Source organism: Inmirania thermothiophila (assembly GCF_003751635.1).
Taxonomy (GTDB): domain Bacteria; phylum Pseudomonadota; class Gammaproteobacteria; order DSM-100275; family DSM-100275; genus Inmirania; species Inmirania thermothiophila.
In genome coordinates, this window is sequence record NZ_RJVI01000002.1 from 491,164 (window position 1) to 514,313 (window position 23,150).

General features: G+C 73.7%; 19 protein-coding genes. 11 read left to right on the forward strand and 8 right to left on the reverse strand.

What is annotated here, in order from left to right; translation table 11 throughout:
• Nucleotide 1 precedes the first annotated feature (1 nt).
• The 3 genes from EDC57_RS08060 to EDC57_RS13385 all read left to right on the forward strand — a co-directional run bounded on the left by EDC57_RS08060 (nucleotide 2) and on the right by EDC57_RS13385 (nucleotide 3,274).
• On the forward strand, nucleotides 2-1,915 hold the full coding sequence (locus EDC57_RS08060) for a type IV pili methyl-accepting chemotaxis transducer N-terminal domain-containing protein (protein WP_170165076.1): 1,914 nt from the start codon (nucleotides 2-4) through the stop codon (nucleotides 1,913-1,915).
• Nucleotides 1,912-2,598, forward strand: coding sequence for a two-component system response regulator NarL (narL, locus tag EDC57_RS08065; RefSeq protein ID WP_123401361.1), 687 nt, complete (start codon nucleotides 1,912-1,914; stop codon nucleotides 2,596-2,598). The genes EDC57_RS08060 and narL overlap by 4 nt, the downstream gene beginning before the upstream one ends.
• Nucleotides 2,599-2,749: 151 nt before the next feature.
• Entirely contained in the window at nucleotides 2,750-3,274 is a 525-nt protein-coding gene (locus tag EDC57_RS13385) for a leucine zipper domain-containing protein (protein ID WP_123401362.1), read from the forward strand.
• A gap of 287 nt (nucleotides 3,275-3,561) precedes the next feature.
• Here the strand turns inward: EDC57_RS13385 and EDC57_RS12640 are convergent, their stop codons facing one another.
• The 4 genes from EDC57_RS12640 to EDC57_RS08085 are packed head-to-tail and all read right to left on the reverse strand — an operon-like array spanning nucleotide 3,562 to nucleotide 10,499.
• Nucleotides 3,562-4,785, reverse strand: a complete 1,224-nt coding sequence (locus EDC57_RS12640) for an HAD-IC family P-type ATPase (protein WP_211331932.1) — start codon at nucleotides 4,783-4,785, stop codon at nucleotides 3,562-3,564.
• Nucleotides 4,776-6,173 carry an HAD-IC family P-type ATPase gene (locus EDC57_RS12645; protein WP_148051442.1) on the reverse strand — a complete coding sequence of 466 codons (1,398 nt, stop codon included), beginning with the start codon at nucleotides 6,171-6,173 and terminating at the stop codon, nucleotides 4,776-4,778. Before EDC57_RS12645 ends, EDC57_RS12640 begins: the two co-directional genes overlap by 10 nt.
• A gap of 15 nt (nucleotides 6,174-6,188) precedes the next feature.
• Complete coding sequence (locus EDC57_RS08080; RefSeq protein WP_123401363.1) at nucleotides 6,189-9,686, reverse strand: bifunctional diguanylate cyclase/phosphodiesterase; 3,498 nt, start codon at nucleotides 9,684-9,686, stop codon at nucleotides 6,189-6,191.
• A gap of 9 nt (nucleotides 9,687-9,695) precedes the next feature.
• On the reverse strand, nucleotides 9,696-10,499 hold the full coding sequence (locus tag EDC57_RS08085; RefSeq protein ID WP_123401364.1) for an enoyl-CoA hydratase: 804 nt from the start codon (nucleotides 10,497-10,499) through the stop codon (nucleotides 9,696-9,698).
• A 125-nt stretch (nucleotides 10,500-10,624) separates the two neighbouring features.
• Between EDC57_RS08085 and EDC57_RS08090 the strand changes: the two genes are divergently transcribed.
• Nucleotides 10,625-11,998, forward strand: coding sequence for an FAD-binding oxidoreductase (locus tag EDC57_RS08090; RefSeq protein WP_245995183.1), 1,374 nt, complete (start codon nucleotides 10,625-10,627; stop codon nucleotides 11,996-11,998).
• A gap of 10 nt (nucleotides 11,999-12,008) precedes the next feature.
• Here the strand turns inward: EDC57_RS08090 and EDC57_RS08095 are convergent, their stop codons facing one another.
• The 4 genes from EDC57_RS08095 to EDC57_RS08110 form a co-directional block, all read right to left on the reverse strand.
• A complete protein-coding gene (locus tag EDC57_RS08095) occupies nucleotides 12,009-13,919 on the reverse strand; it encodes a cytochrome c/FTR1 family iron permease (RefSeq protein WP_123401366.1) in 1,911 nt (636 codons plus the stop codon).
• Between the two features lie 149 nt (nucleotides 13,920-14,068).
• The gene (locus EDC57_RS08100; RefSeq protein WP_123401367.1) at nucleotides 14,069-15,025 is read right to left on the reverse strand and encodes a cytochrome c3 family protein; all 957 of its coding nucleotides are present in this window, start codon (nucleotides 15,023-15,025) and stop codon (nucleotides 14,069-14,071) included.
• Nucleotides 15,026-15,112: 87 nt separating this feature from the next.
• Nucleotides 15,113-15,526, reverse strand: coding sequence for an acyl-CoA thioesterase (locus EDC57_RS08105; protein WP_123401368.1), 414 nt, complete (start codon nucleotides 15,524-15,526; stop codon nucleotides 15,113-15,115).
• Nucleotides 15,523-16,068, reverse strand: coding sequence for a hydrolase (locus tag EDC57_RS08110; protein ID WP_123401369.1), 546 nt, complete (start codon nucleotides 16,066-16,068; stop codon nucleotides 15,523-15,525). The genes EDC57_RS08105 and EDC57_RS08110 overlap by 4 nt, the downstream gene beginning before the upstream one ends.
• 105 nt (nucleotides 16,069-16,173) lie before the next feature.
• Here EDC57_RS08110 and EDC57_RS08115 point away from each other — a divergent pair, with 105 nt between their 5' ends.
• The 7 genes from EDC57_RS08115 (at nucleotide 16,174) to EDC57_RS08145 (ending at nucleotide 23,149) form a co-directional block, all read left to right on the forward strand.
• Nucleotides 16,174-16,632, forward strand: a complete 459-nt coding sequence (locus EDC57_RS08115; RefSeq protein ID WP_123401370.1) for a MerR family transcriptional regulator — start codon at nucleotides 16,174-16,176, stop codon at nucleotides 16,630-16,632.
• Nucleotides 16,633-16,863: 231 nt separating this feature from the next.
• Nucleotides 16,864-18,036: an isovaleryl-CoA dehydrogenase gene (locus EDC57_RS08120; RefSeq protein ID WP_245995185.1), complete on the forward strand. Its 1,173-nt coding sequence runs from the start codon at nucleotides 16,864-16,866 to the stop codon at nucleotides 18,034-18,036.
• A gap of 10 nt (nucleotides 18,037-18,046) precedes the next feature.
• Nucleotides 18,047-18,508, forward strand: a complete 462-nt coding sequence (locus EDC57_RS08125; RefSeq protein WP_123401372.1) for an acyl-CoA thioesterase — start codon at nucleotides 18,047-18,049, stop codon at nucleotides 18,506-18,508.
• A gap of 10 nt (nucleotides 18,509-18,518) precedes the next feature.
• Entirely contained in the window at nucleotides 18,519-19,703 is a 1,185-nt protein-coding gene (locus EDC57_RS08130) for an acetyl-CoA C-acetyltransferase (RefSeq protein ID WP_123401373.1), read from the forward strand.
• Between the two features lie 55 nt (nucleotides 19,704-19,758).
• A complete protein-coding gene (locus EDC57_RS08135; RefSeq protein WP_123401374.1) occupies nucleotides 19,759-20,895 on the forward strand; it encodes an acyl-CoA dehydrogenase family protein in 1,137 nt (378 codons plus the stop codon).
• Nucleotides 20,896-20,898: 3 nt separating this feature from the next.
• A complete protein-coding gene (locus EDC57_RS08140) occupies nucleotides 20,899-21,501 on the forward strand; it encodes a 2-hydroxychromene-2-carboxylate isomerase (RefSeq protein ID WP_123401375.1) in 603 nt (200 codons plus the stop codon).
• 37 nt (nucleotides 21,502-21,538) lie between these two features.
• Nucleotides 21,539-23,149, forward strand: a complete 1,611-nt coding sequence (locus EDC57_RS08145; protein ID WP_123401376.1) for a carboxyl transferase domain-containing protein — start codon at nucleotides 21,539-21,541, stop codon at nucleotides 23,147-23,149.
• Nucleotide 23,150: the final 1 nt, after the last annotated feature.

Consider the following 23,150-nt stretch of genomic DNA (forward strand, 5'->3'; position numbering starts at 1 on the left):
CATGCTCCGGGAGCTCCTCAGACGCTCGGTGATCATGCGTCTGGGCTTCGTCCTCTCCGCCATCGTGCTCCTGGCCTGGGCGGGGATGACGAGCGCCCTCTACATCGCCGCCCGCGCCGACGGCGAGGCGCAGGCGGTCAACGTGGCGGGCCAGCTGCGGATGCAGTCCTACCGCATCGCCACCCACCTCCTCGCCCTCGTCTCGGCGACCCCCGCAGCCCCCGCCGGTCCCCCGCTCGCGGAGCTCGTGGCCGGGTTCGAGCGGCGCCTAACCCATCCGGCCCTGCGCGAGGCCATCCACGGGGCCGCCGCCACCGGCAGCCACGCCCGCTACGAGACCGTGGCGCGGCGCTGGCGGACCGAGATCCGGCCCCTGCTCGCGGACCTCGACCGCCAGCTCGAGCCGCCCGCCGCGACCGGCCTCACGCCGCCGCCGCCGGACGGGGTCCAGCTCGCCGGACGCTACCTCGCCCTGCTGCCGGATTTCGTGGACCAGATCGACGGCATGGTCAAGGCCCTCGAGATCGAGGCCCAGCGACGGGTGCGCATGCTGTGGCTGCTCGAGGCCATCCCCCTCGGCCTGACCTTCGCCATCGTGCTGCTGGTCCTCTACCTCTCGTACCGCCGGCTCCTGGCGCCGCTGCACCGCCTGCTCTCCTGCGCCGAGGGGCTGCAACGCGGCAATCTCGCCCTGCGCGCGGAGACCCGCGGCAACGACGAGTTCGCCCTCATCGGCCGCACCCTCAACGCCCTCTCGGAGGATCTGCGCGCCCTCTACCGCGATCTCGAGGCGCGGGTGGAGGAGAAGACGCGCGAGCTGCGCCATCGCACCGCCTCGCTGGAGCTCCTCTACCGCACGGTGCGCCGGCTCAACGAGACCGCCGAACCCCAGCGCACCTTCCCCGCGCTGCTGGACGACCTGGCGGCGGCGACGGGCGCGAGCGGCGGTTTGATTTGCCTCGGCGCACGTCCCGGGGCGCTGGCCGAGAGCCACCCCTCGGGGAGCCTCCGCCGCGTCTGCCTGTGCCGCTCCTGCGCCGACTGCCGGGCCGAGGCCGGGGTGCGCGTGCTGGAGCTGCGCGACGACGCCGGTGTCCCCCACCGCGTCCTCTCCGTGCCCATCGCCGACCAGAACACGCGCTTCGGCGTGCTGCTGCTGGAGTTCGCGCAGGCCGCCTCCCCCGAGGCCTGGGCCCGCAAGCTCGCCGAGGCGGTGGCCGACCACGTGGGCATCGCCATGCGCATGCAGGCGCGCCACGACGCCGAGCGGCGGCTTGCCCTGCTCGAGGAACGCAGCGTCATCGCCCGCGAGCTGCACGACTCCCTCGCCCAGTCCCTGAGCTACCTCAAGATCAAGACGCGCCGCCTGGAGACCGAGCTCGCGCGCCACCAGGAGCCCGCGGCGGCGGCGCTGGTGGGGGAGATCCGCGCCGGCCTCAACGACGCCTACAGCGAGCTGCGCTCGCTGCTCAACACCTTCCGCCTGCGCATCGACGGGCGAGGTCTCGAGGGGGCGCTGGCGACGGCGGTGGCCGAACAGGCGCGGCTGAGCGGCATCGACATGGCCCTGGAGTACCGCCTCCCGGCCGGCGCCCTCGACGCCCACGAGGAGGTGCACGTGCTCCACATCGTCCGCGAGGCCATCGCCAACGTGGCCCGCCACAGCGGGGCGCGCCGCGCGCGCATCTCCCTCGACCACGCCGGCGCGCAGGTGGTGGTGCGGGTGGAGGACGACGGGAGCGGCCTGCCGGACGAGGCCCCCGAGGGCGACCACCACGGTCTCGCCATCATGCGCGAGCGGGCCGGGGAGCTGGGCGGGCGGCTGCGCCTTGCCCGCGCCAGCGCCGAGGGCGGCACCCTGGTGGAGCTGCGCTTCGTGCCCCGCGCAGCCCAGGCGACGCAGGCCACGGCATGAGCGCGCCGCGCCATCGCGTCCTGGTGGTGGACGACCACCCCCTCTTCCGCAAGGGGGCGGCGGAGCTCATCGCCATGTCGTCCGCGCTCGAGCTCGCGGGCGAGGCCTCCAGCGGCGAGGAGGGCGTGCGCCTCGCCCGGAGCCTCGCCCCGGACGTCATCCTCCTCGACCTCAACATGAAGGGCATGGACGGCCTCACCACCTTGCGCACCCTGCGCGCCGAGGGGGTGCGTGCGCGCATCGTCGTCCTCACCGTCTCGGACCACGAGGGCGACATCGTCGAGGCCATGCGCGCCGGCGCCGACGGCTACCTCCTCAAGGACGCCGAGCCCGAGGAGATCCTCGAGCACCTGCACCGCGTGATCGAGGGCCACATGGCGGTGAGCGACGAGGTCACCCGCATCCTGGTGGGGCAGCTGCGCCGCGGTCCGGAGCCCGCGGCGCCGGAGGCCGCCCGGCTCACCGCCCGCGAGCGCGAGGTCCTGCGCCTGCTCGCGCGCGGCCTCAGCAACAAGACCATCGCCCTGCGCCTGGGCATCTCCGACGCCACGGTCAAGGTCTACGTCAAGGGCATCCTGCGCAAGCTGGGCCTGCGAAGCCGCACCGAGGCGGCGGTCTGGGCGGCCCAGCACGGCCTCGACGGCACCTCCTCCCCGGACGCGGCCCGGGACGACCCCGCCTAGGTCTGGTCTGTCCGCAGGTCGTTCATCCGGGCCTCCGGCCCGAAGCGGATGGGTGAGACCAGCCTGTCGGCCAGGGAGAGCCCCGGATGAATGGCCACAGGAACGCACGCCGCCCCCCCCCACGGCCGAGCCAGCCATCTAGGTACAGCGCATCGTCGACGAGGGTCGGCCCGGGCGTGTGACCGCTGGAGCCTGCGGGGTCGGCCCACGAACCCCCTGCAAGAGGCTGCGAGGCTTCCGCGAGGAAGGCCCCGCAGGACTTGTCCACCGCAGCTTGCGCCCCCGGCGCTGCCCCCACCCCACCGATCCGGCCCTCATCCGCCGCGCCATCGCCCTTCGCCGCCAGCGCCTCGGTTCTCGGCACGCCCAGAACTCGGCCTCTCCCGGATCACCGAGGCACGCGTCCTCGCCCGCGCAGGCCTCCGTCGCCTCAGCCATCGCTCCTCCACACCGCCCCCGAGGCGTTCGGTCTGCGCCCCCCGGCCTACTCCCGCACCTCGACATCAAGAAGCCCGGGCGCCTCCGCCGTCCGGGCCATCGCGTCACCGCCGCATGCCGCCACAACCCCCGGGCGCTCGTTGGGCGCATGTCCACGTCGCCCTCGACGACGGTACGCGCATCGGCTTCGCCCCCATCGCGCCCGATAAGGCGGCACACAGTTCTTGTCGCTTCCTGATCCGGGCCCTGCGCCACGACCGCGGGCTCGGCACCCGCAGACCGACGACGGCTCCTGCGACCGCGCGCGCCGCTTCCGCCGCCTGTGCCGAAGGCTCGGGCCTCGCCCCATCGACACCCGCCTCTGCACGCCACGGACCGACGGCCAGGCCGAGCGCCGAGAGCGCGCCGCCCGCCTGCCCAGGTGGCCGCTTCACGCCCATGGGCATCGACCCCACGGCGGCATCGGATGGCGCACGCCATCCGCACCCGGCGCCGGCCCGTGACCGACCTCGCGAGAATCCTCGCCTAGGCGGCGTGGCGGCGCAGCAGCCGCACCACCCCCACCTTCACCGCGTCGTTGACCAGGAACCAGGCCAGCGCATAGGCCCACACCCAAAGGGCGGCCTCCCAGCCGATGGGGGCGACGAGCCAGCCCTCGGCCGCGATCACCGTGCCTGCGAGCTCCGTCCCCAGGGTGGCCCAGAACAGCACCGGTGCCGGCCAGGGGCGCGACCAGAACCACCCCTCGGCGCGCGTGACGTAGAGGGTCATGTGGCCCGAGATCACGAGCTTCAGGAAGAGCACGGTGCGGATCGTCTCCTGCGCAAGGCCCCGATCCTGCAGCAGATGGAAGAGCAGGAACGAACTCGCCACCCCGGTGAGCCCCAGCACCGTGGCCACGGTCAGCAGCCGCGCCGTCTCCCAGCGCGCCGGCACGGGATCCATGCGGGTGCGGTCGTAGGCGATGGCGAGGATCGGGATGTCGTTGAGCAGCGCCAGGAGCACGATCATGGGCGCCGTGATGGGGTAGAAGTCGAAGGCGAGGATGGCGAGGGCGACGAAGAAGACGATGCGGATGGTCTCGGCGATGCGGAAGGTGGCGTAGCTGCGCATCCGCCCGAAGGTGGTGCGGGCCTCGCGCACGGCCTCGGCGATGACGCCGAGACCCGGCTGGGTAAGCACGATGTCGGCGGCGGCGCGCGCCGCGTCCGTGGCCCCGGCGACGGCGATGCCGCAGTCGGCCTTGCGCAGCGCCGGGGCGTCGTTGACGCCGTCGCCGGTCATGCCGACGATGTGCCCCCCCTTCTGCAGCGCGTCGACGATGCGGTACTTGTCCTCGGGCACCACCTCCGCGAAGACGTCCACCTCCTCGATCATCTCGATGATGGCCGACTCGTGGGTGTGGATGAACTCGCGGTCCAGGAGCGTGGTGTCGTAGAGCCCGCGCACCTCCTCCATGACCTCGGCGGCGAAGCGGCGCGCCTCGGCGCGGCCCACCTCGCCGCGCAGCCGGGCGTAGAGGGCGGCGGCGAGGGCCTCGACGAGGGCGAGGATCTCCTGGCTGCCCGAGCCGGTGAGCTGGCGGGCGCGCACCACCCGCGGCGGCAGCCCCAGCAGACGCCCCACCTCGCGGGCGATGGCGGCGTTGTCGCCCGTGATCATCTTGATGCGCACGCCCTGCTCGCGCATGGTGTCGATCACCTCGCGCGAGTCCTCCCGCGGCGGGTCGAAGAGCGGGATCAGGCCCACCAGCTCGAGGGGGCGCCCTCCTGCGCCGCCCGCCCCACGGCCAGGGTGCGGTAGCCGCGGGCGGCGAGCTGCTCCACCAGCTCCCCCAGCGTCCGCGCCTGCTCCTCGTCGAGCCGGGCCAGCTCCATGAGGACCTGCGGCGCCCCCTTCACGGCGACGAGGCGCCCGCCCGCCCCCTCCGCCACCGCCTCGGTGCGCTTGCGCACGGGATCGAAGGGGGTGAAGCGGCGCTGCCGCCAGGCCCGCCAGTCGAGATCCGGCAGGTGCTCGTCGATGTGGTGGAAGATGGCGAGCTCGATGGGGTCCTGGTTCTCCTGCCGCGAGGCCAGCGCCGCCAGCAGGAAGACCTCGCGCTCGTCGTGGCCGTCCAGGGCCACCGGCTCCACCACCCGCATCTCGTTGCGCGTCAGGGTCCCCGTCTTGTCGCAGCAGAAGACGTCGACGCCGGCGAGCTCCTCGATGGCCACCAGGCGCGAGACGATGGCGCGGCGGCGGGCGAGGTTCATCGCCCCCACGGCCATGGTCACCGAGAGGACCGCCGGCAGGGCCACCGGGATGGAGGCGACGGTCAGGACCAGCGCGAAGCGCAGGATCTCCAAGGGCGGCTCGTGCCGGAAGAGCGCGACCAGCACCACCACCGACACCAGCGCGAGGGTCAGCAGGATCAGGAAGTTGCCGATCTGGATCACCATGCGCTGGAAGTGGCTGCGCTCGTGCAGCCCCGCCTCGGCCACCAGCGAGACCACCGACTGGAAGCGTGTCGCGGCGCCGGTGTTCACCACCACCGCGAGCATCTCGCCCTGCTTCACCACGGTGTGGGCGTAGACCACCTCGCCCGCCTTCTTGGAGACCGGCAGCGACTCGCCGGTGAGCATCGACTGGTCCAGCAGCAGATACTCGCCCTCCACGAGCTGGCAGTCCGCGGGCACGATGTCGCCGATGCGCAGCCGCACGATGTCGCCCGGCACCAGCTCCCGCGCCGGCAGCCGCCGCCAGCGCCCCGCGCGCAGGGCGAGCACGCTGCGGGCCATGCCCCGGCGCAACGCCCGCAGGGCGTCGAGGGCCCGGTGCTCCTGCAGGAAGTCGAGGCCGGCGTTGACGCCGAGGAGGACCCCGATGATGGCGAGGTCCTCCCACTTGCGCGCCAGCGCCGAGAGGACGGCGGCGGCCTCGATCATCCACGGGATCGGGCCCCAGAACCGGCGCAGGACCCGGTGCCAGACCGGCTCCTCGCGCTCGGCGATCTCGTTGTGGCCGAAGCGCGCAAGCCTTGCCGCGGCCTCCGCCTCCCCGAGGCCGTGCGCGCGGTCGCTCCCGAGCTCGGCAAGGGTCTGATCCGGCGGCTGCCGCGCGTAGTCGTCGCTGGGGTGCGGGATCCGCGCGCCCACGGCCGTCGCACCGCGCTAGCCTTCCCCGCCAGCGCCGCGCGCCGCGCGCAGCAGCCGCGCCATCTCGGCCGCGGGCACCGGCCGGCCGTAGCGGTAGCCCTGGGCGAGACGGCAGCCGGCCTCGAGCAGGAAACGCTCCTGGGCCTCGGTCTCGACCCCCTCGGCGATGACCTCGAGGCCCAGGCTGCCGGCCACGGCGATGATCGCGCGGACGATGTCCTCGTCGGCGCCGCCGCCGCCGAGCCCCGCGACGAAGGAGCGGTCGATCTTGAGGTGATCGGCGGGAAGGCGCTTGAGGTAGCTCAGCGAGGAGTAACCGGTGCCGAAGTCGTCGATGGACACCGCCACGCCCTCCGCCTTGATCGCCCCGAGCACGGTGACGCTGCGCTCCGGATCCTCCATCGCCGCGCTCTCCGTAATCTCCACCTCCAGCAGCCGCCCAGCGACCCCGTGGCGGCGCAGGGCCTCGCCGATGCTTTCCGCGAGGCCCTCGTTGCGAAGCTCCACCGCCGAGACGTTGACCGCCACCGGCACCGCGATGCCCTCCCCCTGCCAGCGCGCGAGCTGGCGGCAGGCGGCCTCGCGCACCCAGCGGTCCAGCTCCCCGATCAGGCCGCCCTCCTCGGCCGCGGTGATGAACTCCCCCGGCGGCACCAGCCCCCTTTCGGGGTGGCGCCAGCGCACCAGCGCCTCGAGGCTCCGGATCCGTCCCGCGGGCATCTCCACCCGCGGCTGGTAGTGGAGCTCGAGCTCGTCGGCGGCGAACGCCCGCCGCAGCGCCTCCTCGAGGGTGAGGCGGCGCGCCACCGCCTCCTCCTCGCCCTGGTGGTAGAAGGCGTGACCGAGACGGCCCCGCTTGGCGCGGTACATGGCGATGTCGGCCCGCCGCAGCAGGACGTCCACGTCGTCGCCGTCCTCGGGGAAGCGCGCGATGCCGATGCTCGCCCCCACCCGCACCTCCCGCCCGCCGAGCCGGAAGGGGGCCTCCAGCACCGCCTGCACGCGCTCGGCCACCGAACGCGCCGTCTCCTCGGTGCCGTTCCACAGCACGGCGGCGAACTCGTCGCCGCCGAGCCGCGCGAGCAGGTCGCCGTTGCGCACCACCCCGCGCAGCCGCTCCCCGGCCTGGGCGAGGAGCCGGTCGCCCACCTCGTGGCCGAGGGTGTCGTTGACGTCCTTGAAGCGGTCGAGATCGAGATAGAGCACGGCCAGCCGCACCCCGAGCCGCCGCCCCTGCTCCAGCATCTCCACGAAGCGCTCGCGCAGCATCCGCCGGTTGGGCAGCTCCGTGAGCGGATCGTAGTTGGCCAGACGGCGGATGCGTTCCTCGTAGCGGTGCTGCTCGGTGACGTCCAGCAGCGTCCCCACCAGCACGCGCTCGCCGTCGATCTCGGCCGCCGACCCGAGCACCTCGACCCGGATCTCGGTGCCGTCCTTGCGCAGGCCGCGGAAGCCGTAGTGGGCCACGTCGCCGCGCCCTTCCAGGCGCTCGCGCACGCGCCCGCGCACGAGCTCCCGGTCGGCCGGGGCCACCAGCTCGCCCACCTCGCGCCCGACGATCTCCTCCGGCGTGTAGCCGAAGATCTCGGCGAGGCGGGGATTGACGTAGGCGAAGCGGCCCGCCCGCACGATGTAGACCCCGGCCAGCGAGCGCTCCACCAGGTTGCGGAAGCGGCGCTCGCTCTCGCGCAGCGCGCGCTCCATGCGCACCTGCTCGGTGACGTCCATGACCAGGGAGGCGATGCCGAGGACGGTGCCGTCCTCGGCCACGAGCGGGGTGTTGAACCAGTCGCAGAGGATCTCGCGCCCGTCGCGGGTGGCGTTGACGTTGCGCGAGCGCGCCCCGCCCCGCCCCTCCACCAGCTCGCGCCGGATGCGCTCCACCTCGGGCCGGACCCGCTCGGGCACGATGAGCTCGAAGGCGCTGCGTCCCACCGCCTCCTCCGCCGTGTAGCCGAAGATGCGCTCCGCGGCGGGATTCCAGCTGCGCACGCGAAGCGCCGTGTCCCACTCGATGGCGCCGAGGGGCGTCTGCTCCACGTGCAGGGCGAGGCGCTGGCGCGAGGCGGCGAGCGCCTCCACCGTGCGCCGCCGCTCGATACCGAGGGCGAGCGCCCCCGCCACCCGGCGCAGGAAGCCCTCGTCGGCGGCGTCGCGCCGGTGCCCCTCCGGGAGGTAGAGCAGGAGCACACCCGCGGTCCCGCCGCGGGCGAGGATGGGCACCACGTAGTGCCCGTGCGGCTCCATGGCGTCGTGGCGCCGCTCGTGGCGCGCGTCGACGCAGGCAGCGTAGACGGGCCTGCGCTCCGCCGCGGCGCGCCCGCACAGGCAGCACCCGAACGGAACCTCGGCGCAGAGGGCCTGCAGCGCGGGCTCGAGACCCCAGTCCGCCGCCATCCTCAGCCGGCCGCCGTCCTCGGCGAGGAAGACCGCCCCCTTGCGCATCAGCGCCAGCCACGGCACCTGACACAGGGCCTCGAGGGCGTTGCGGAGATAGGCCTCCATGGGGTGGTCCGAGAGCGCCTCAGCGAGGAGCCGGTTGAGCGCGGCGGCCTCGTCCGCGGCCCGCCGCACCGAGGTCACGTCCTCGCCCTCGGCCACCATCAGGGCCACCGCCCCGTGCCCGTCCCGAACGGGCGTCACCGCGAGGCTGAGGACGCGCCGCCCCGCCTCGCCGTCGAGCGCCACCTCGCGCTCGCCGCGCACGCCCGCCGCGGCCCAGGCCACGAGCTCGGCCACCGTCTCGCGGTCCGCCGCCGCCCACGGCAGCGCCTCCCACAGCGGCGCCCGCCGCCCGCCGAGGGCCTCGCCGGCCCCGTTCCACCGCATCACCGCACCGTCCGCATCGAGCAGGGCGAGGGCGTGCCGGCTGTGGGCGAGCACCGCCTCGAGCTCCTCGTGGCGCGCCCGCAGGGCCTGCTCGCGCCGCTCCACCTCGAGCCGAAGGCGCACGTTCTCGCGCAGATGCCCCCGGATGCGCCGCCCCGCCTCCAGCAGGACGCCGAGGTAGACCAGACCCAGGAGGGCGAGACCGAAGCCGACGGCGCCGCGCTCCAGGGCGAGCCGCAGGAGCATCGGGGCGAGCACGGGCGCGACGTAGGCGAGGGTCGCCGCCCCCGAGGGGGCGAGCACCGGCACCCCGCCCGCGGCCATCCCCACGACGACGAGCCCGAGGACCGGCCAGTGGGGCGAGCCGGTGTCGATGAGGAGCGAGGCCGAGCCCCAGACCACGCCGGAGGCCGCCGCCCCGGCGACGAAGGTCCGGTGCCAGCGCCCGTCCGCGGGACGTCCGCGCCCGATCCAGCGCGCCCGCACCAGCGTCCGCGCCGCGCCCACCGCGGCCACCGCCGCCAGCCAGACCAGCATCCGCGGCCCGGCCACCGGCCACAGCATGGCCGCCGTGACCGCCGCCACGGCCACCGTCACCGCCGGCGTGAGCGCCAGCGTGTCGTAGAGCAGCCGGAGGCGCTCGGCCTCCCAGCCGCACGCCTCCGCGTCCTGGCTCTCCTGCAACGCGTTCCCTCAGCGTCCCTGCCAGACCGGACGACGCTTCTCGAGGAAGGCGTCGATCCCCTCAGCGGCGTCGCGGGCCAGCATGTTCTCGGTCATCACGCGCCCGGCGTAGGCATAGGCCTCCTCCAGGGGCATCTCCAGCTGGCGGTAGAAGGCCTCCTTGCCGATGCGCAGGGTCAGCGGGGACTTGGCGCAGAGCGTCGCCGCAAGCTCCGCCACCGCCTCGTCCAGGCGCTCGGGCGCCACGACCCGGTTGACCAGGCCCATCTGCCGCGCCCGTTCCGCATCCACCATCTCGCCCGTGAGCAGCATCTCCATGGCCTGCTTGCGCCCGACGTTGCGCGACAGCGCCACCATCGGCGTCGAGCAGAAGAGTCCGATGTGCACCCCCGGGGTGGCGAAGCGGGCCTCGGTGGAGGCCACCGCGAGGTCGCAGCTCGCCACCAGCTGGCAGCCCGCCGCGGTGGCGATGCCGTGGACGCGGGCGATCACCGGCTTGGGCAGGCGCACGAGGCTCGTCATCAGGCGGCTGCACTGGGCGAAGAGGGCCTCGTAGAAGGCCCGCTCGGGCCGCGCCCGCATCTCGCGCAGGTCGTGCCCGGCGCAGAAGGCGGGTCCGTTGGCGGCGATGACCACCACCCGCACCGCCTCGTCGGCGGCGCAGGCGTCCACCGCCTCCTGCAGCGCCGCCATGAGGGCGGTCGAGAGCGCGTTGCGCGCCCGCGGCCGGTTGAGGGTCAGGGTGGCGACCCCGTCACGCACCTCGCGGAGCAGGATCGGCTCCGCGGCGGCGGCTTCGTTCTCGTGACCCATCTCGGCCTCCTCCCGCGCTGGACCCGTGTCCGCCCATGGTAGCGCGGACCGGGCCGCCGCGGGCAGGCCGCCCCGCGGCGGCGCTGCTACACTGCGCTGCGGAGGAGCCCCGGAGGAGAGCCCCCGTGCGCGCCGTGGACCGGGTGATCGAGCGGTTGCGCGACCGCTTCGGCCGCCGCCTCAGCACCGCCGCCGCCGTGCGCGAGCAGCACGGCCGCGACGAATCCTGGCACCCGCCGGCACCGCCCGACGCCGTGGTCTTCGCCCGCTCCACCGAGGAGGTGGCGGCGGTGGTGGCCGCCTGCGCCGAGCACCGCGTGCCGCTCATCCCCTTCGGGGCGGGCACCTCGCTGGAGGGCCACGTGGCCGCGCTCCACGGGGGGATCTGCCTCGATCTCGCGGGCCTCGACCGCATCCTCGCGGTGCACGCCGAGGACCTCGACGCCGTGGTCGAGGCCGGGGTCACACGCCGGCGCCTCAACGAGCACCTGCGCGACACCGGGCTCTTCTTCCCGGTGGACCCGGGCGCCGACGCCACCCTCGGCGGGATGGCGGCCACCGCCGCCTCCGGCACCAACGCGGTGCGCTACGGCACCATGCGCGAGAACGTGCTCGCCCTCACGGTGGTCCTCCCCGACGGGTCGGTGGTGCGCACCGGCACCCGGGCCCGCAAGTCCGCCGCCGGCTACGACCTGACGCGGCTGATGGTGGGCTCCGAGGGCACCCTCGGTGTCATCACCGAGCTCACCCTGCGCCTGCACGGCATCCCGGAGGCCGTCTCCGCCGCGGTCTGCCCCTACCCGTCGGTGCGCGCGGCGGTGGACACCGTGATCCTGACCATCCAGAGCGGGATCCCCGTGGCCCGCATCGAGCTCATGGACGAGACCAGCATGGAGGCGGTCAACCGCTACGCCCGGCTCGACCACGCCGTGGCGCCGACGCTGTTCTTCGAGTTCCACGGCAGCCCCGTGGAGGTGGAGGAGCAGGCGCGGCGGGTGGGCGAGATCGCCGCCGAGCTCGGCGCCGGCGCCTTCCGCTGGGCCACCCGCAGCGAGGAGCGCAACCGCCTCTGGCGCGCCCGGCACGACGCCTACTACGCGCTCAAGGCCCTGCGTCCCGGGGGCACCGGCTGGGCCACCGACGTCTGCGTCCCCATCTCGCGGCTCGCCGAGTGCATCGAGGAGACCCGGCGCGACCTCGAAGGGCTGCCTATGCCGGTGGGGCTGCTGGGGCACGTGGGCGACGGCAACTTCCATCTCGCCTTCATCGTGGATCCCGACGACCCCGCCGAACTGGCGCAGGTCAAGGCCGTCAACGAGCGCCTCGTCGCCCGCGCCCTGGCCATGGAGGGCACCTGCACCGGCGAGCACGGCATCGGCCACGGCAAGCTCGAGGCCCTGCGCGCCGAGCACGGCGATCTCCTGCCCGCCATGGCCGCCATCAAGCGGGCCCTCGACCCGCACGGGATCATGAATCCCGGCAAGGTGGTGCCCGCCTGAGGCGGCCGTCTCAGGCCGAGGCGCCCCGGCGCGCCTCGTGCCACAGCAGCCCCGCCCCCAGCGCCAGCACCAGCCCCTGCGCCGCGAGCGTCTCCAGCGTGGGATAGAGGCCCAGCAGCTCGATCCGCGGCAGCGGCAGCAGGTCCACCGGCAGCCACCCCGCCTCCTGCAGCGCCGCCACCCCGTGCCCGGTGAAGACGAGGGCGAGCACGAACAGGATCGCGGCGTTGACGTTGAAGAAGACCCGCAGCGGCAGCCGCACGCTGAAGCGCAGGATGAGCGCCGCGATCACCACCAGCGCGGCCGCCGCCGCCCCGAGGCCCGCCCACAGGGCCCAGGCGGCCTCCGACGCCCCCTGGCTCCAGAGCGCCTGATAGAAGAGGATGGTCTCGAACACCTCGCGGTAGACGGCGAGGAAGACGCTGCCCGCCAGGGCCCAGAGGGCGCCCCCGCGGAGGGCGTCGTGCACCCGCTCCTTGAGGAAGCGCTGCCAGCGGTCCGCATGGGTGCGGCTGTGCAGCCAGAAGCCCACGTAGAGCAGCACCGCCACCGCCAGCAACGCCGTGACGCCCTCGGTCACCTCGCGGCTTGCGCCGCTGATGCGCAGCACGTTCGTCGACAGCCACCAGGTCGCCCCCCCGGCGGCGAGCGCCCCGATCCAGCCCAGATGGACCCAGCGCATGGCATCCCGCCGCCCCGCCTGGACCAGGGTCGCGGCGATGACGGCCACGATCAGGATCGCCTCCAGCCCCTCGCGCAGGAGGATCACCAGGCTCGCCACGAAGGCGGTGCCGGGCCCCAGCGCCTCGCCCCCGGCGAGGACCGCCTCCGCGGCGTCGAGGGCCTCGCGCACCCGCCTCATGGCCGCCTCCACCTCGTCCTCCGCGGCGCCCCGGCGCAGCCCCTCGCGCAGCGCGGTCATGGCCTCCTCCACCGCGCGGCGCTCGGCGCCGTGGCCCTGCAGCCGCGGCTCCACCAGCTCGAAGCCCTCGAGATAGGCGGCGAGCGCGGCCTCATAGGCCCCCTCGCGATCCCCCTCGCGCAGCCGCGCCCACGCCCGGTCGAGCCACGCGCGCGTGACCGCCAGGGGATCGGCGGCACCCGCGACCTGCGCCGGCTGCGTCCGCAGCCACGCCAGCACCGCCTCCGCGTCCGCCCCGTGGGCCTCGCGGACCGCCGCCGGCACCGCCCGCACCAGCGCCCCGAGGTCGGCGAAGACGCCGCGCCAGCGCGCCTCGTCCGCGGCCCAGAGCGCCTGTCCCCGCGCCAGCTCCGCCGGCGTCGCCGAGCGCGCCGCCACCCAGAAGGCCAGCGCCCACCGGGTCGCCTCGTCGAGCTCGGAGAAGCCGGGCATCCCGGTGCCCGGCACGCCGAAGGTGATGGTGTTGTAGAGCCCCTCCACCGAGCGCCCGGCGGCCCGGTCGCGGTCCGTGAAGTCGGTGGGCCGGGGCTCGAGGCCGGCCGCCAGCACGCCGTCGCCCCGCCCCTCCGGACCGTGGCAGGCGACACAGCGCGCACCGAAGACCCGGGCGGCCGCCGCCGGATCCGGTGCGGCGCGCGGCACCGTCACCACCCCGTAGGCCTCCGCGAGCGCCTCGCGCAGGCTGCGGGCGAGCCCCTGCACCCGCGCCCCCGGCGCCTTGGCCAGCACCGCCGCCTGCAGCGCCTGCGCCTGCGCCGCCAGGGCCTCCCTCCGCGGATCGGGCGGAAGCCGCCCGATGCCCCGCACCACCTCGGTGGCGAACTCCACCTGCTCGGCGTACTCGGCCTCGTCCAGGACCCTGCCGTCGCGCACCATCTCCGGATAGTCGGCGGCGAGATAGTCCAGCATGTGCAGCAGCCGCCCCGGCCCCGCCGCCGCCATCGCGGCGCCCCATGCCAGCAGGAGCACGGCCAGTCCCCGGCGGAACCTCGCGCCCATGGCGCCCCCCTAACGTGCATGCGAACGATTCGCATTTTCCTGATTCGCGGAGGAGGAGGCAAGCCCGCCCCGGGCGACGGATCCGTGCCCGCGGCGAACCGCGGTCCGCACCGGCATCCTGCCGGCGCACGCGCGCCGGCGTCACGGCGTCACTTGGTGTGGCAGGTGAGGCAGATCTGCGAGCCGTCGCTCGGCACCCGCAGGAAGGACGGGATCAGGGCCCCGCCGCCGCCGTCCACGCCGTGGGGATCATGGCAGCTCGCGCACTCCACACGCGGCCCCGAGCCGTTGTCGTAGAGGCGGATCTCGTCGGGATCGGCGCGCCCGTCGCCGTCCTTGTCGAAGAAGCGCAGCCCGCCCTGCGCCACCATGCCGGGCGCGAAGTCGTACACCCCGGGGTCCGGGTAGCGCACCCCCACCGGATGGTCGTTGCCGAGGCTGGTGCCGATGACGAAGGCGGTGAAGTCCGGGAGCCCGAAGGCGTTGCCGCCGTAGTGGCACTCCTTGCACTTCTCCGGCTCCTCGCCGGGGTTGCCCTCGCTGCCGAGCTCGGCGTGGAAGCAGGGGGTGTTGCCGCAGAAGATGAAGCCCGCCTGGATGTAGGAGGGCCCGTTGTCCCAGGTGGAGAGGAAGGCGTCGTTGACGGTGGCCTCCTGGGCCGCGCTGTAGCCGCCCGGACCCGGCATGTTGATGATGGAATCGATGGCGATGGTGCCGTCGTGGCACGACAGGCAGAGCAGCGAGTTGGGGCCGGGGCCGGGGTTGTCGGTGGAGATCAGCGTCTGCGAGGTGTAGACGGTGTACGCCCCGGGGTCGTTGAGGGTGCGGTTCCACAGCGGCGCGGTCTGCCGGCTCGAGGCGCCGTGGGGGGTGTGGCAGTAGACGCAGACCTCGCCGTAGAAGTTCTTGTACCCCGTCATCATCCACTGGATGCCGGAGCCGATGTAGGAGAAGGTGAGGTTGTGGCGGGTGTTGACGATGCTGTCGCGGTTGCTGGCTCGGGTGTAGTCGCCGTCACCGGGCGAGCCCGGCGGCGCCCAGGAGCCTGCCCACACCGCACCGGCGATTGCCGCCAGCGCCATGGCGAGGACGGGACCGGTCCGCATGGATCTTCCCTCCGTGGCCTGCGTCCGGTGTCCAAGGGTACAGCCACAAGATTAGCATGGGTTTAAGCGCCGGAGGCGCCCGCGCCCCTAGGCCTCCTCGGGCGCCTCCGGCGGTACCGGCCGCGGCCGCCCCTGCTCGTCGACGGCGACGTAGACGAAGGTGCCCTCCGTGACCTTGAAGTGTCGGGTGCCGACGCCGCGGCAGACCCAGGTCTCCACGTGGATGCGGATGGAGGTGTTGCCGACCCGCACCACCTCGGCGTAGCAGCTCACCTCGTCGCCGACGTAGACCGGGAGGTGGAAGCTCATGGCGTCCACGGCGACGGTGACCACCCGGCCGCGGGCCCGCTTGACCGCGGCGCTGCCGCCTGCGAGGTCCATCTGCGCCATCAGCCAGCCGCCGAAGATGTCGCCGTTGGGGTTGGTGTCGGCGGGCATGGCGATGGTGCGCAGGGTGAGCGCCCCGCGCGGCTCGAACCCCGCATCCCCCTCCGCGCTCATCGCAGGTACTCCCGGCTGATGCGGCGGAAGCGCTCGGTGCCGGCCTCCCGGAGCCATTCGAAGGCCACCATCTCGCGGCTCACCACCCGGACCCCCTCCTGGCGCATGCGCGCAAGCCCCAGGTCGCGGTTCTGCACCGCGCGCGAGCCGACGGCGTCGGCCACCACGTAGACCTCGCGCCCCTGCCCCAGCAGCCCGAGGGCGGTCTGGAGGACGCAGACATGGGCCTCGATGCCGGCGATGACCACCTGGTCGCGGCCGCTGGCCTCGATCCGGGGGGCGCACTGCGGGGCCGCGGCGCAGGAGAAGTGCACCTTCTCCATGAAGGCCTCGGCGGGGATCGACGCCCGCAGCGAGGCCACGGTCCGCCCCAGCCCCTTCGGGTACTGCTCCGAGGCCAGCACCGGCACCGCGAGCTCGCCCGCGAGCCCCACCAGCCAGCGGCAGGCCGCCTCCACCGCCGCCCCCTCGTGGATCGCCGGCAGCAGCCGCTCCTGCACGTCCACCACCAGCAGCAGCGATCGTCGCGCATCCAGCAGCATCGCACCCTCCTCCGCGGGGCGCCCCGGGCCGCCCGCCTTTCCCTTTACGTTCGCGTCAACATTGGGGTATCTTGAGCGCGCAAGTCTAGCGCGGCGCAAGGGGCCATGGCCAAGCACGTCAGGAAGGCGACCAAGACCACCTACACCATCACGGAGCTTGCGCGCGAGTTCGACGTCACCACCCGCGCCATCCGCTTCTACGAGGACCAGGGCCTGCTCAAGCCGGAGCGGCGCGGGCGCAACCGCGTCTACAGCAAGCGGGACCGGGTGCGGCTGAAGCTGATCCTGCGCGGCAAGCGCCTCGGCTTCACCCTGCAGGAGACGCGGGAGCTGTTCGACCTCTACGACTCGGCGCCCTCGGGGGAGCTGGCGCAGATGCGCTACTTCCTGCGCAAGATCCGCGAGCGGCGGGCGATCCTGCTGCAGCAGCGCCAGGACATCGAGGTGGTCCTCTCGGAGCTCGACGCGATCGAGAAGCAGTGCCGCCAGCGCCTCGCGGAGATGGGCGTGGCGGAGGACGAGGCGCCGGCGGCGCCGGCGGCCGAGGCCGCCGCGGAGGCCTGAGCCCGCGCAGCCCGCTGTTGACGTTTACGTCAACGTCCGTATCATCCGCGGCCGATCCTTCGGGAGGCGGCGCGGGGCCGCGGCAGAGGCGGCAGGCGCGGCGCATCGGGGCCGGGTGCGACGCGTGCGGGCCCCGGCACCGGGGCCCGTCTGTACCCTCCCAGGCCGCGCCCGCCCATGATCGTCACGCACCGTTCGGCGCGCGCCGGGCAGGCATCGAGGAGGCACGCCGTGGGCAGCCAGACCTTCCCGTCCCTCAACTTCGATCTGGGCGAGACCGCGGACCTGCTGCGCGAGTCCGTCCACGACTTCGCGAGCCGCGAGATCGCCCCGCGCGCGGCCGACATCGACCGCGACAACGACTTCCCCGCCGACCTCTGGCGCAAGCTCGGCGACATGGGCCTGCTCGGCATCACCGTCGAGGAGGAGTACGGCGGCGCCGGCATGGGCTACCTGGAGCACGTGGTGGCGATGGAGGAGATCAGCCGCGCCTCGGCCTCGGTGGGGCTGTCCTACGGCGCCCACTCCAACCTCTGCGTCAACCAGATCCGGCGCAACGGCACCGAGGCGCAGAAGCGCCGCTACCTGCCCAGGCTCATCAGCGGCGAGCACGTGGGGGCGCTCGCCATGAGCGAGCCCAACGCCGGCTCGGACGTGGTCTCCATGCGCCTGCGCGCCGAGAAGCGCGGCGACCGCTACGTCCTCAACGGCACCAAGATGTGGATCACCAACGGTCCCGAGGCCGACGTCATCGTGGTCTACGCCAAGACCGACCCGGCGGCGGGCCCCCGCGGCATCACCGCCTTCATCGTCGAGCGCACCTTCCCCGGCTTCTCGGTGGCGCAGAAGCTGGACAAGCTGGGCATGCGCGGCTCCAACACCGGCGAGCTGGTCTTCGAGGACTGCGAGGTCCCCGAGGAGAACGTGCTCGGCGAGGTCAACGGCGGCGTGCGCGTGCTCATGAGCGGGCTCGACTACGAGCGCGTCGTCCTCTCGGGCGGGCCGCTCGGGATCATGCAGGCGTGCATGGACGTGGTGGTGCCCTACGTGCACGAGCGCGAGCAGTTCGGCCAGCCCATCGGCACCTTCGAGCTGATGCAGGGCAAGCTCGCCGACATGTACACCACCCTCAACGCCTGCAAGGCCTACGTCTACGCCGTCGCCAAGGCCTGCGACCGCGGCGAGACCACGCGCAAGGACGCCGCGGGGGCCATCCTCTACGCCTCCGAGCGCGCCACCTGGATGGCCCTGCAGGCGATCCAGTGCCTCGGCGGCAACGGCTACATCAACGAATACCCCACCGGGCGGCTGCTGCGCGACGCCAAGCTCTACGAGATCGGCGCCGGCACCAGCGAGATCCGGCGCATGCTCATCGGCCGGGAGCTCTTCGAGGAAACCCGCTGAGGCGCGCGCCGTGGCCGACCTCACCGAGACCTACCGCGGCACCGTCTACCCGTGGCACTGCGACCACGTCGGGCACATGAACGTCATGTGGTACGTGGGCAAGTTCGACGAGGCCACGTGGAACCTGTTCACCCTCATCGGCATCACGCCCTCGTACCTGCGCGCCCACGGGCGCGGGATGGCCGCGGTGCAGCAGAACATCACCTACCGCCGAGAGCTCCTCGCCGGCGACACCGTGGTGGTGCGCTCGGGGGTGCTGGAGCTGCGCGAGCGGGTGATCCGCTTCGTGCACGAGATGCGCCACGCCGAGCGCGACGAGATCGCGGCGGTGGCCGAGCTCACCGGCGTGCATCTCGACACCGCCACCCGCAGGGCCTGCCCCTTCCCGGAGCCGATCCGGGCCCGCACCCGCCTCGTGCGCTACGACCTCTCCGCGCTGCGGCCGCAGCGAGACCCCGCATCCACACCGTGAGGTGAACGCCATGCACAACGATCCCGTCGTCATCGTCTCCGCCGTCCGCACCCCCATGGGCGCCTTCCAGGGCGAGCTCTCGCCGCTCGCCGCCCCCGAGCTCGGCGCCGCCGCGATCCGCGCCGCGGTGGAGCGCGCCGGCGTCGCCCCCGGGGACGTCGAGGAGGTGATCATGGGCTGCGTCCTGCCCGCCGGCCAGGGCCAGGCCCCCGCCCGCCAGGCCGCCCTCGGCGCCGGGCTGCCCCTGTCCGCCGGCTGCACCACGGTCAACAAGATGTGCGGCTCGGGGATGAAGGCGACCATGCTCGCCCACGACCTGCTGCTTGCCGGCAGCGCCGCGGTGATGGTGGCGGGCGGCATGGAGAGCATGAGCAACGCCCCCTATCTCCTGCCCAAGGCGCGGCAGGGCTACCGCATGGGGCATCACCAGGTCCTCGACCACATGTTCTACGACGGCCTCGAGGACGCCTACGACAAGGGCCGCCTCATGGGCACCTTCGCCGAGGACTGCGCCGCCCGCTACGCCTTCACCCGCGAGCAGCAGGACGCCTTCGCCCTCGCCTCCCTCGAGCGCGCCCGCAAGGCCACCGAGGACGGCACCTTCGCGCGCGAGATCGTCCCCGTGAAGGTGGCCACGCGCAAGGGCGAGGTGGAGGTGGCCACCGACGAGGGTCCGCGCACCGCGCGCCCGGACAAGATCCCGCAGCTGCGGCCGGCCTTCCGCAAGGACGGCACCGTCACCGCCGCCAACGCCAGCTCCATCTCCGACGGCGCCGCCGCGCTGGTGCTCATGCGCCGCTCGGAGGCCGAGCGGCGGGGGCTGCGGCCGCTGGCGGTGATCCACGGTCACGCCACCCACGCCCAGGAGCCGGCGTGGTTCACCACCGCCCCGGTGGGCGCCATGCGCAAGCTCCTCGAGCGCCTCGGCTGGGGCGTCGGCGCCGTGGATCTCTTCGAGGTCAACGAGGCCTTCGCGGTGGTCACCATGGCGGCGATGAAGGAGCTGGAGATCCCCCACGAGAAGGTCAACGTCCACGGCGGCGCCTGCGCCCTCGGCCACCCCATCGGTGCCTCCGGGGCGCGCATCCTCGTCACGCTCCTCAACGCCCTGGAGAAGTACGACCTGCGCCGCGGTGTGGCCTCCCTCTGCATCGGCGGCGGCGAGGCCACCGCGATCGCGGTGGAGCGGCTGTGAGCGGCCCCTCGGCCCGCGCCGCGGCGCGGGGCCGCCGGCACAGGAGGGCGTCGCCATGCTGCTGACCGAGGAGCAGCGGCTCATCCGCGAGGCGGCGCGGGAGTTCGCCCAGGGCGTGCTCGCCCCGGGGGCGGCCGAGCGCGACCGCACCGGCCGCTTCCCCCGTGAGGAGCTCGCCCAGGCCGCCGAGCTGGGCTTCTTCGGCGTCCTCGTGCCCGAGGCCTGGGGCGGCGTCGGCGCCGACCACGTCAGCCTCGCCCTCATCCTCGAGGAGATCGCCGCCGCCGACGGGGCCTGCTCCACCATCCTCAGCGTCACCAACTCCCTCGTGTGCATGCCGCTGCTGCGCTACGGCACCGAGGCGCAGAAGGCGCGCTGGCTCAGGCCCCTGGCGCGCGGCGAGATGCTCGGCACCTTCTGCCTCACCGAGCCCCACGCCGGATCGGACGCCGCCGCCATCCGCACCCGTGCGGTGCGCGACGGCGACGGCTGGGTCCTCAACGGGGTCAAGCAGTTCATCACCTCCGGGAAGAACGCCGACCTCGCCCTGGTCTTCGCGGTCACCGACCCCGAGGCCGGCCGCCGCGGCATCAGCGCCTTCCTCGTCCCCACCGACAGCCCCGGCTACCGGGTGGCGCGGATCGAGGAGAAGCTCGGCCAGCACGCATCGGACACCGCCCAGATCGTGTTCGAGGACCTGCGCCTGGGGCCCGAGCACCTGCTGGGGGCCGAGGGCGAGGGCTACCGCATCGCGCTCTCCAACCTCGAGGGCGGGCGCATCGGCATCGCCGCGCAGTCGGTGGGGATGGCGCGCGCGGCGTGGGAGGCGGCGCTCGCCTATGCGCGCGAGCGCGAGACCTTCGGCCGGCCCATCCTCGAGCACCAGGCGGTGGCCTTCAAGCTCGCCGACATGGCCACGCAGATCGAGGCCGCCCGCGGCCTGGTGCTGCACGCGGCGGCCCTGCGCGATGCCGGCGAGCCCTGCCTCAAGGAGGCCTGCATGGCCAAGCTCTTCGCCTCGGAGATGGCCGAGCGGGTCTGCTCCGACGCGATCCAGATCCACGGCGGCTACGGCTACACGCGCGACTTCCCCGTGGAGCGCATCTACCGCGACGTGCGCATCGCCCAGATCTACGAGGGCACGAGCGAGATCCAGCGCATGATCATCGCGCGCGAGATCGCAAGGGGCTGAGCCATGGCCGCGCCGGTGGAGTTCTGGTTCGACTTCTACTCCCCCTACGGGTATCTCGCGAGCCTGCAGATCGACGAGATCGCCGCCCGCCACGGCCGCGCGACGGTGTGGCGGCCCTTCCTCCTGGGGCCGATCTTCCAGCGGCAGGGGCTCGCGCCCCTGGTGGAGATCCCGCTGCTCGGCGACTATGCGCGGCACGACTTCGCGCGCTCGGCCCGCCTCATCGGCGCCCCCTTCCGCCTCCCCAGCGCGTTTCCCAAGGCCGGCCTGGCGCCGGCGCGGGCCTTCTACTGGCTCGCCGAGCGCGACGAGGCGAAGGCCCGGGCCCTCGCCCGGGCGGTCTTCCGCGCCGTCTTCGTGGAGGACCGCGACGGCGCCGACCCCGCGGTGGTGGCCGAGCTCGCCGCCCCCCTGGGGATCGAGCGGGACGAGCTCCTCGCCGCCGTGGCCCGCCCCGAGATCAAGGAGCGCGTCAAGGCCGCCACCGCCGAGGCCATGGCGCGCGGCGTGTGCGGCTCGCCGTTCTTCTTCGTCGACGGCGAGCCCTTCTGGGGCAACGACCGGCTGTGGCAGGTGGAGCGCTGGCTGGAGACCGGCGGATGGTAGGGATCGCGAGCATGCCGATGCAGCGGAGCGGCGCGCCATGAGCATCCTGCGAAGCGAGATCGACCGGCGCTCCGAGGCGTACCGGCGCAACTACGCCCGCAACGAGGCGCTGGTCGCCGACCTGCGGGCGAAGGTGGCCCAGGCCGCCCTCGGCGGCGGCGAGCGCGCCCGGCGCCGCCACGTGGAGCGGGGCAAGCTCCTGCCCCGCGAGCGCATCCAGCGGCTGCTGGACGTGGGCGCGCCCTTCCTGGAGCTGTCGCAGCTTGCGGGCTACCGCCTCTACGACGGCGAGGACGTCCCCGCCGGCGGCATCATCACCGGCATCGGCCGGGTCGCCGGGCGCGAGTGCATGATCGTGTGCAACGACCCCACGGTGAAGGGCGGCAGCTACTACCCCATCACGGTCAAGAAGCACGTGCGCGCCCAGGAGATCGCGGCCGCCAATCACCTGCCCTGCATCTACCTGGTGGAGTCGGGCGGGGCCAACCTGCCGCGCCAGGACGAGGTCTTCCCGGACCGCGAGCACTTCGGCCGCATCTTCTACAACCAGGCCAACCTGTCCGCGCGCGGCATCCCCCAGATCGCGGTGGTGCACGGCTCCTGCACCGCCGGCGGCGCCTACATCCCGGCGATGTCGGACGAGAGCATCATCGTGCGCCGCCAGGGCACCATCTTCCTCGGCGGCCCGCCGCTGGTGAAGGCGGCCACGGGCGAGGTGGTGAGCGCCGAGGACCTCGGCGGCGCCGACGTGCACTGCCGCACCTCGGGCGTGACCGACCACTACGCCCTCGACGACGCCCACGCCCTCGAGATCGCCCGCCGCGTGGTGGCCAACCTCAACCACCGCAAGCAGGTCCCGGTGGATGTGGCCCCGCCGCGCGCCCCCGTCTACGACCCCGAGGAGCTCTACGGCCTCATCCCCGAGGACGTGCGCAAGCCCTTCGAGGTGCGCGAGGTCATCGCCCGCATCGTCGACGGCTCCGAGTTCGACGAGTTCAAGGCCCTCTACGGCACCACGCTGGTGTGCGGCTTCGCCCGCATCTGGGGCTACCCGGTGGGCATCGTCGCCAACAACGGCATCCTCTTCTCCGAGTCGGCCCTGAAGGGGGCGCACTTCGTCCAGCTCTGCGCCCAGCGCGGCATCCCGCTGGTCTTCCTGCAGAACGTCACCGGCTTCATGGTGGGCAGCAAGTACGAGGCCGGGGGCATCGCCAAGGACGGGGCCAAGATGGTGACCGCGGTGGCCTGCGCCCGCGTGCCGCGCCTGACCGTGATCATCGGCGGCAGCTTCGGCGCCGGCAACTACGCCATGTGCGGGCGCGCCTACGACCCGCGCTTCCTCTGGACGTGGCCCAACGCTCGCATCTCGGTGATGGGCGGCGAGCAGGCCGCCAACGTGCTCGCCCAGATCCGCCGCGACGCCATGGAGGCGCGGGGCGAGCGCTGGGACCCCGAGGAGGAGGAGGCCTTCAAGGCCCCCATCCGGGCCCAGTACGAGACCCAGGGCCACCCCTACTACGCCACCGCGCGGCTGTGGGACGACGGCATCATCGACCCCGCCGAGACCCGCATGGTGCTGGGGCTGGGGCTGTCGGCGGCCCTCAACGCCCCGATCCCCGAGACCGACTACGGCATCTTCCGGATGTGAC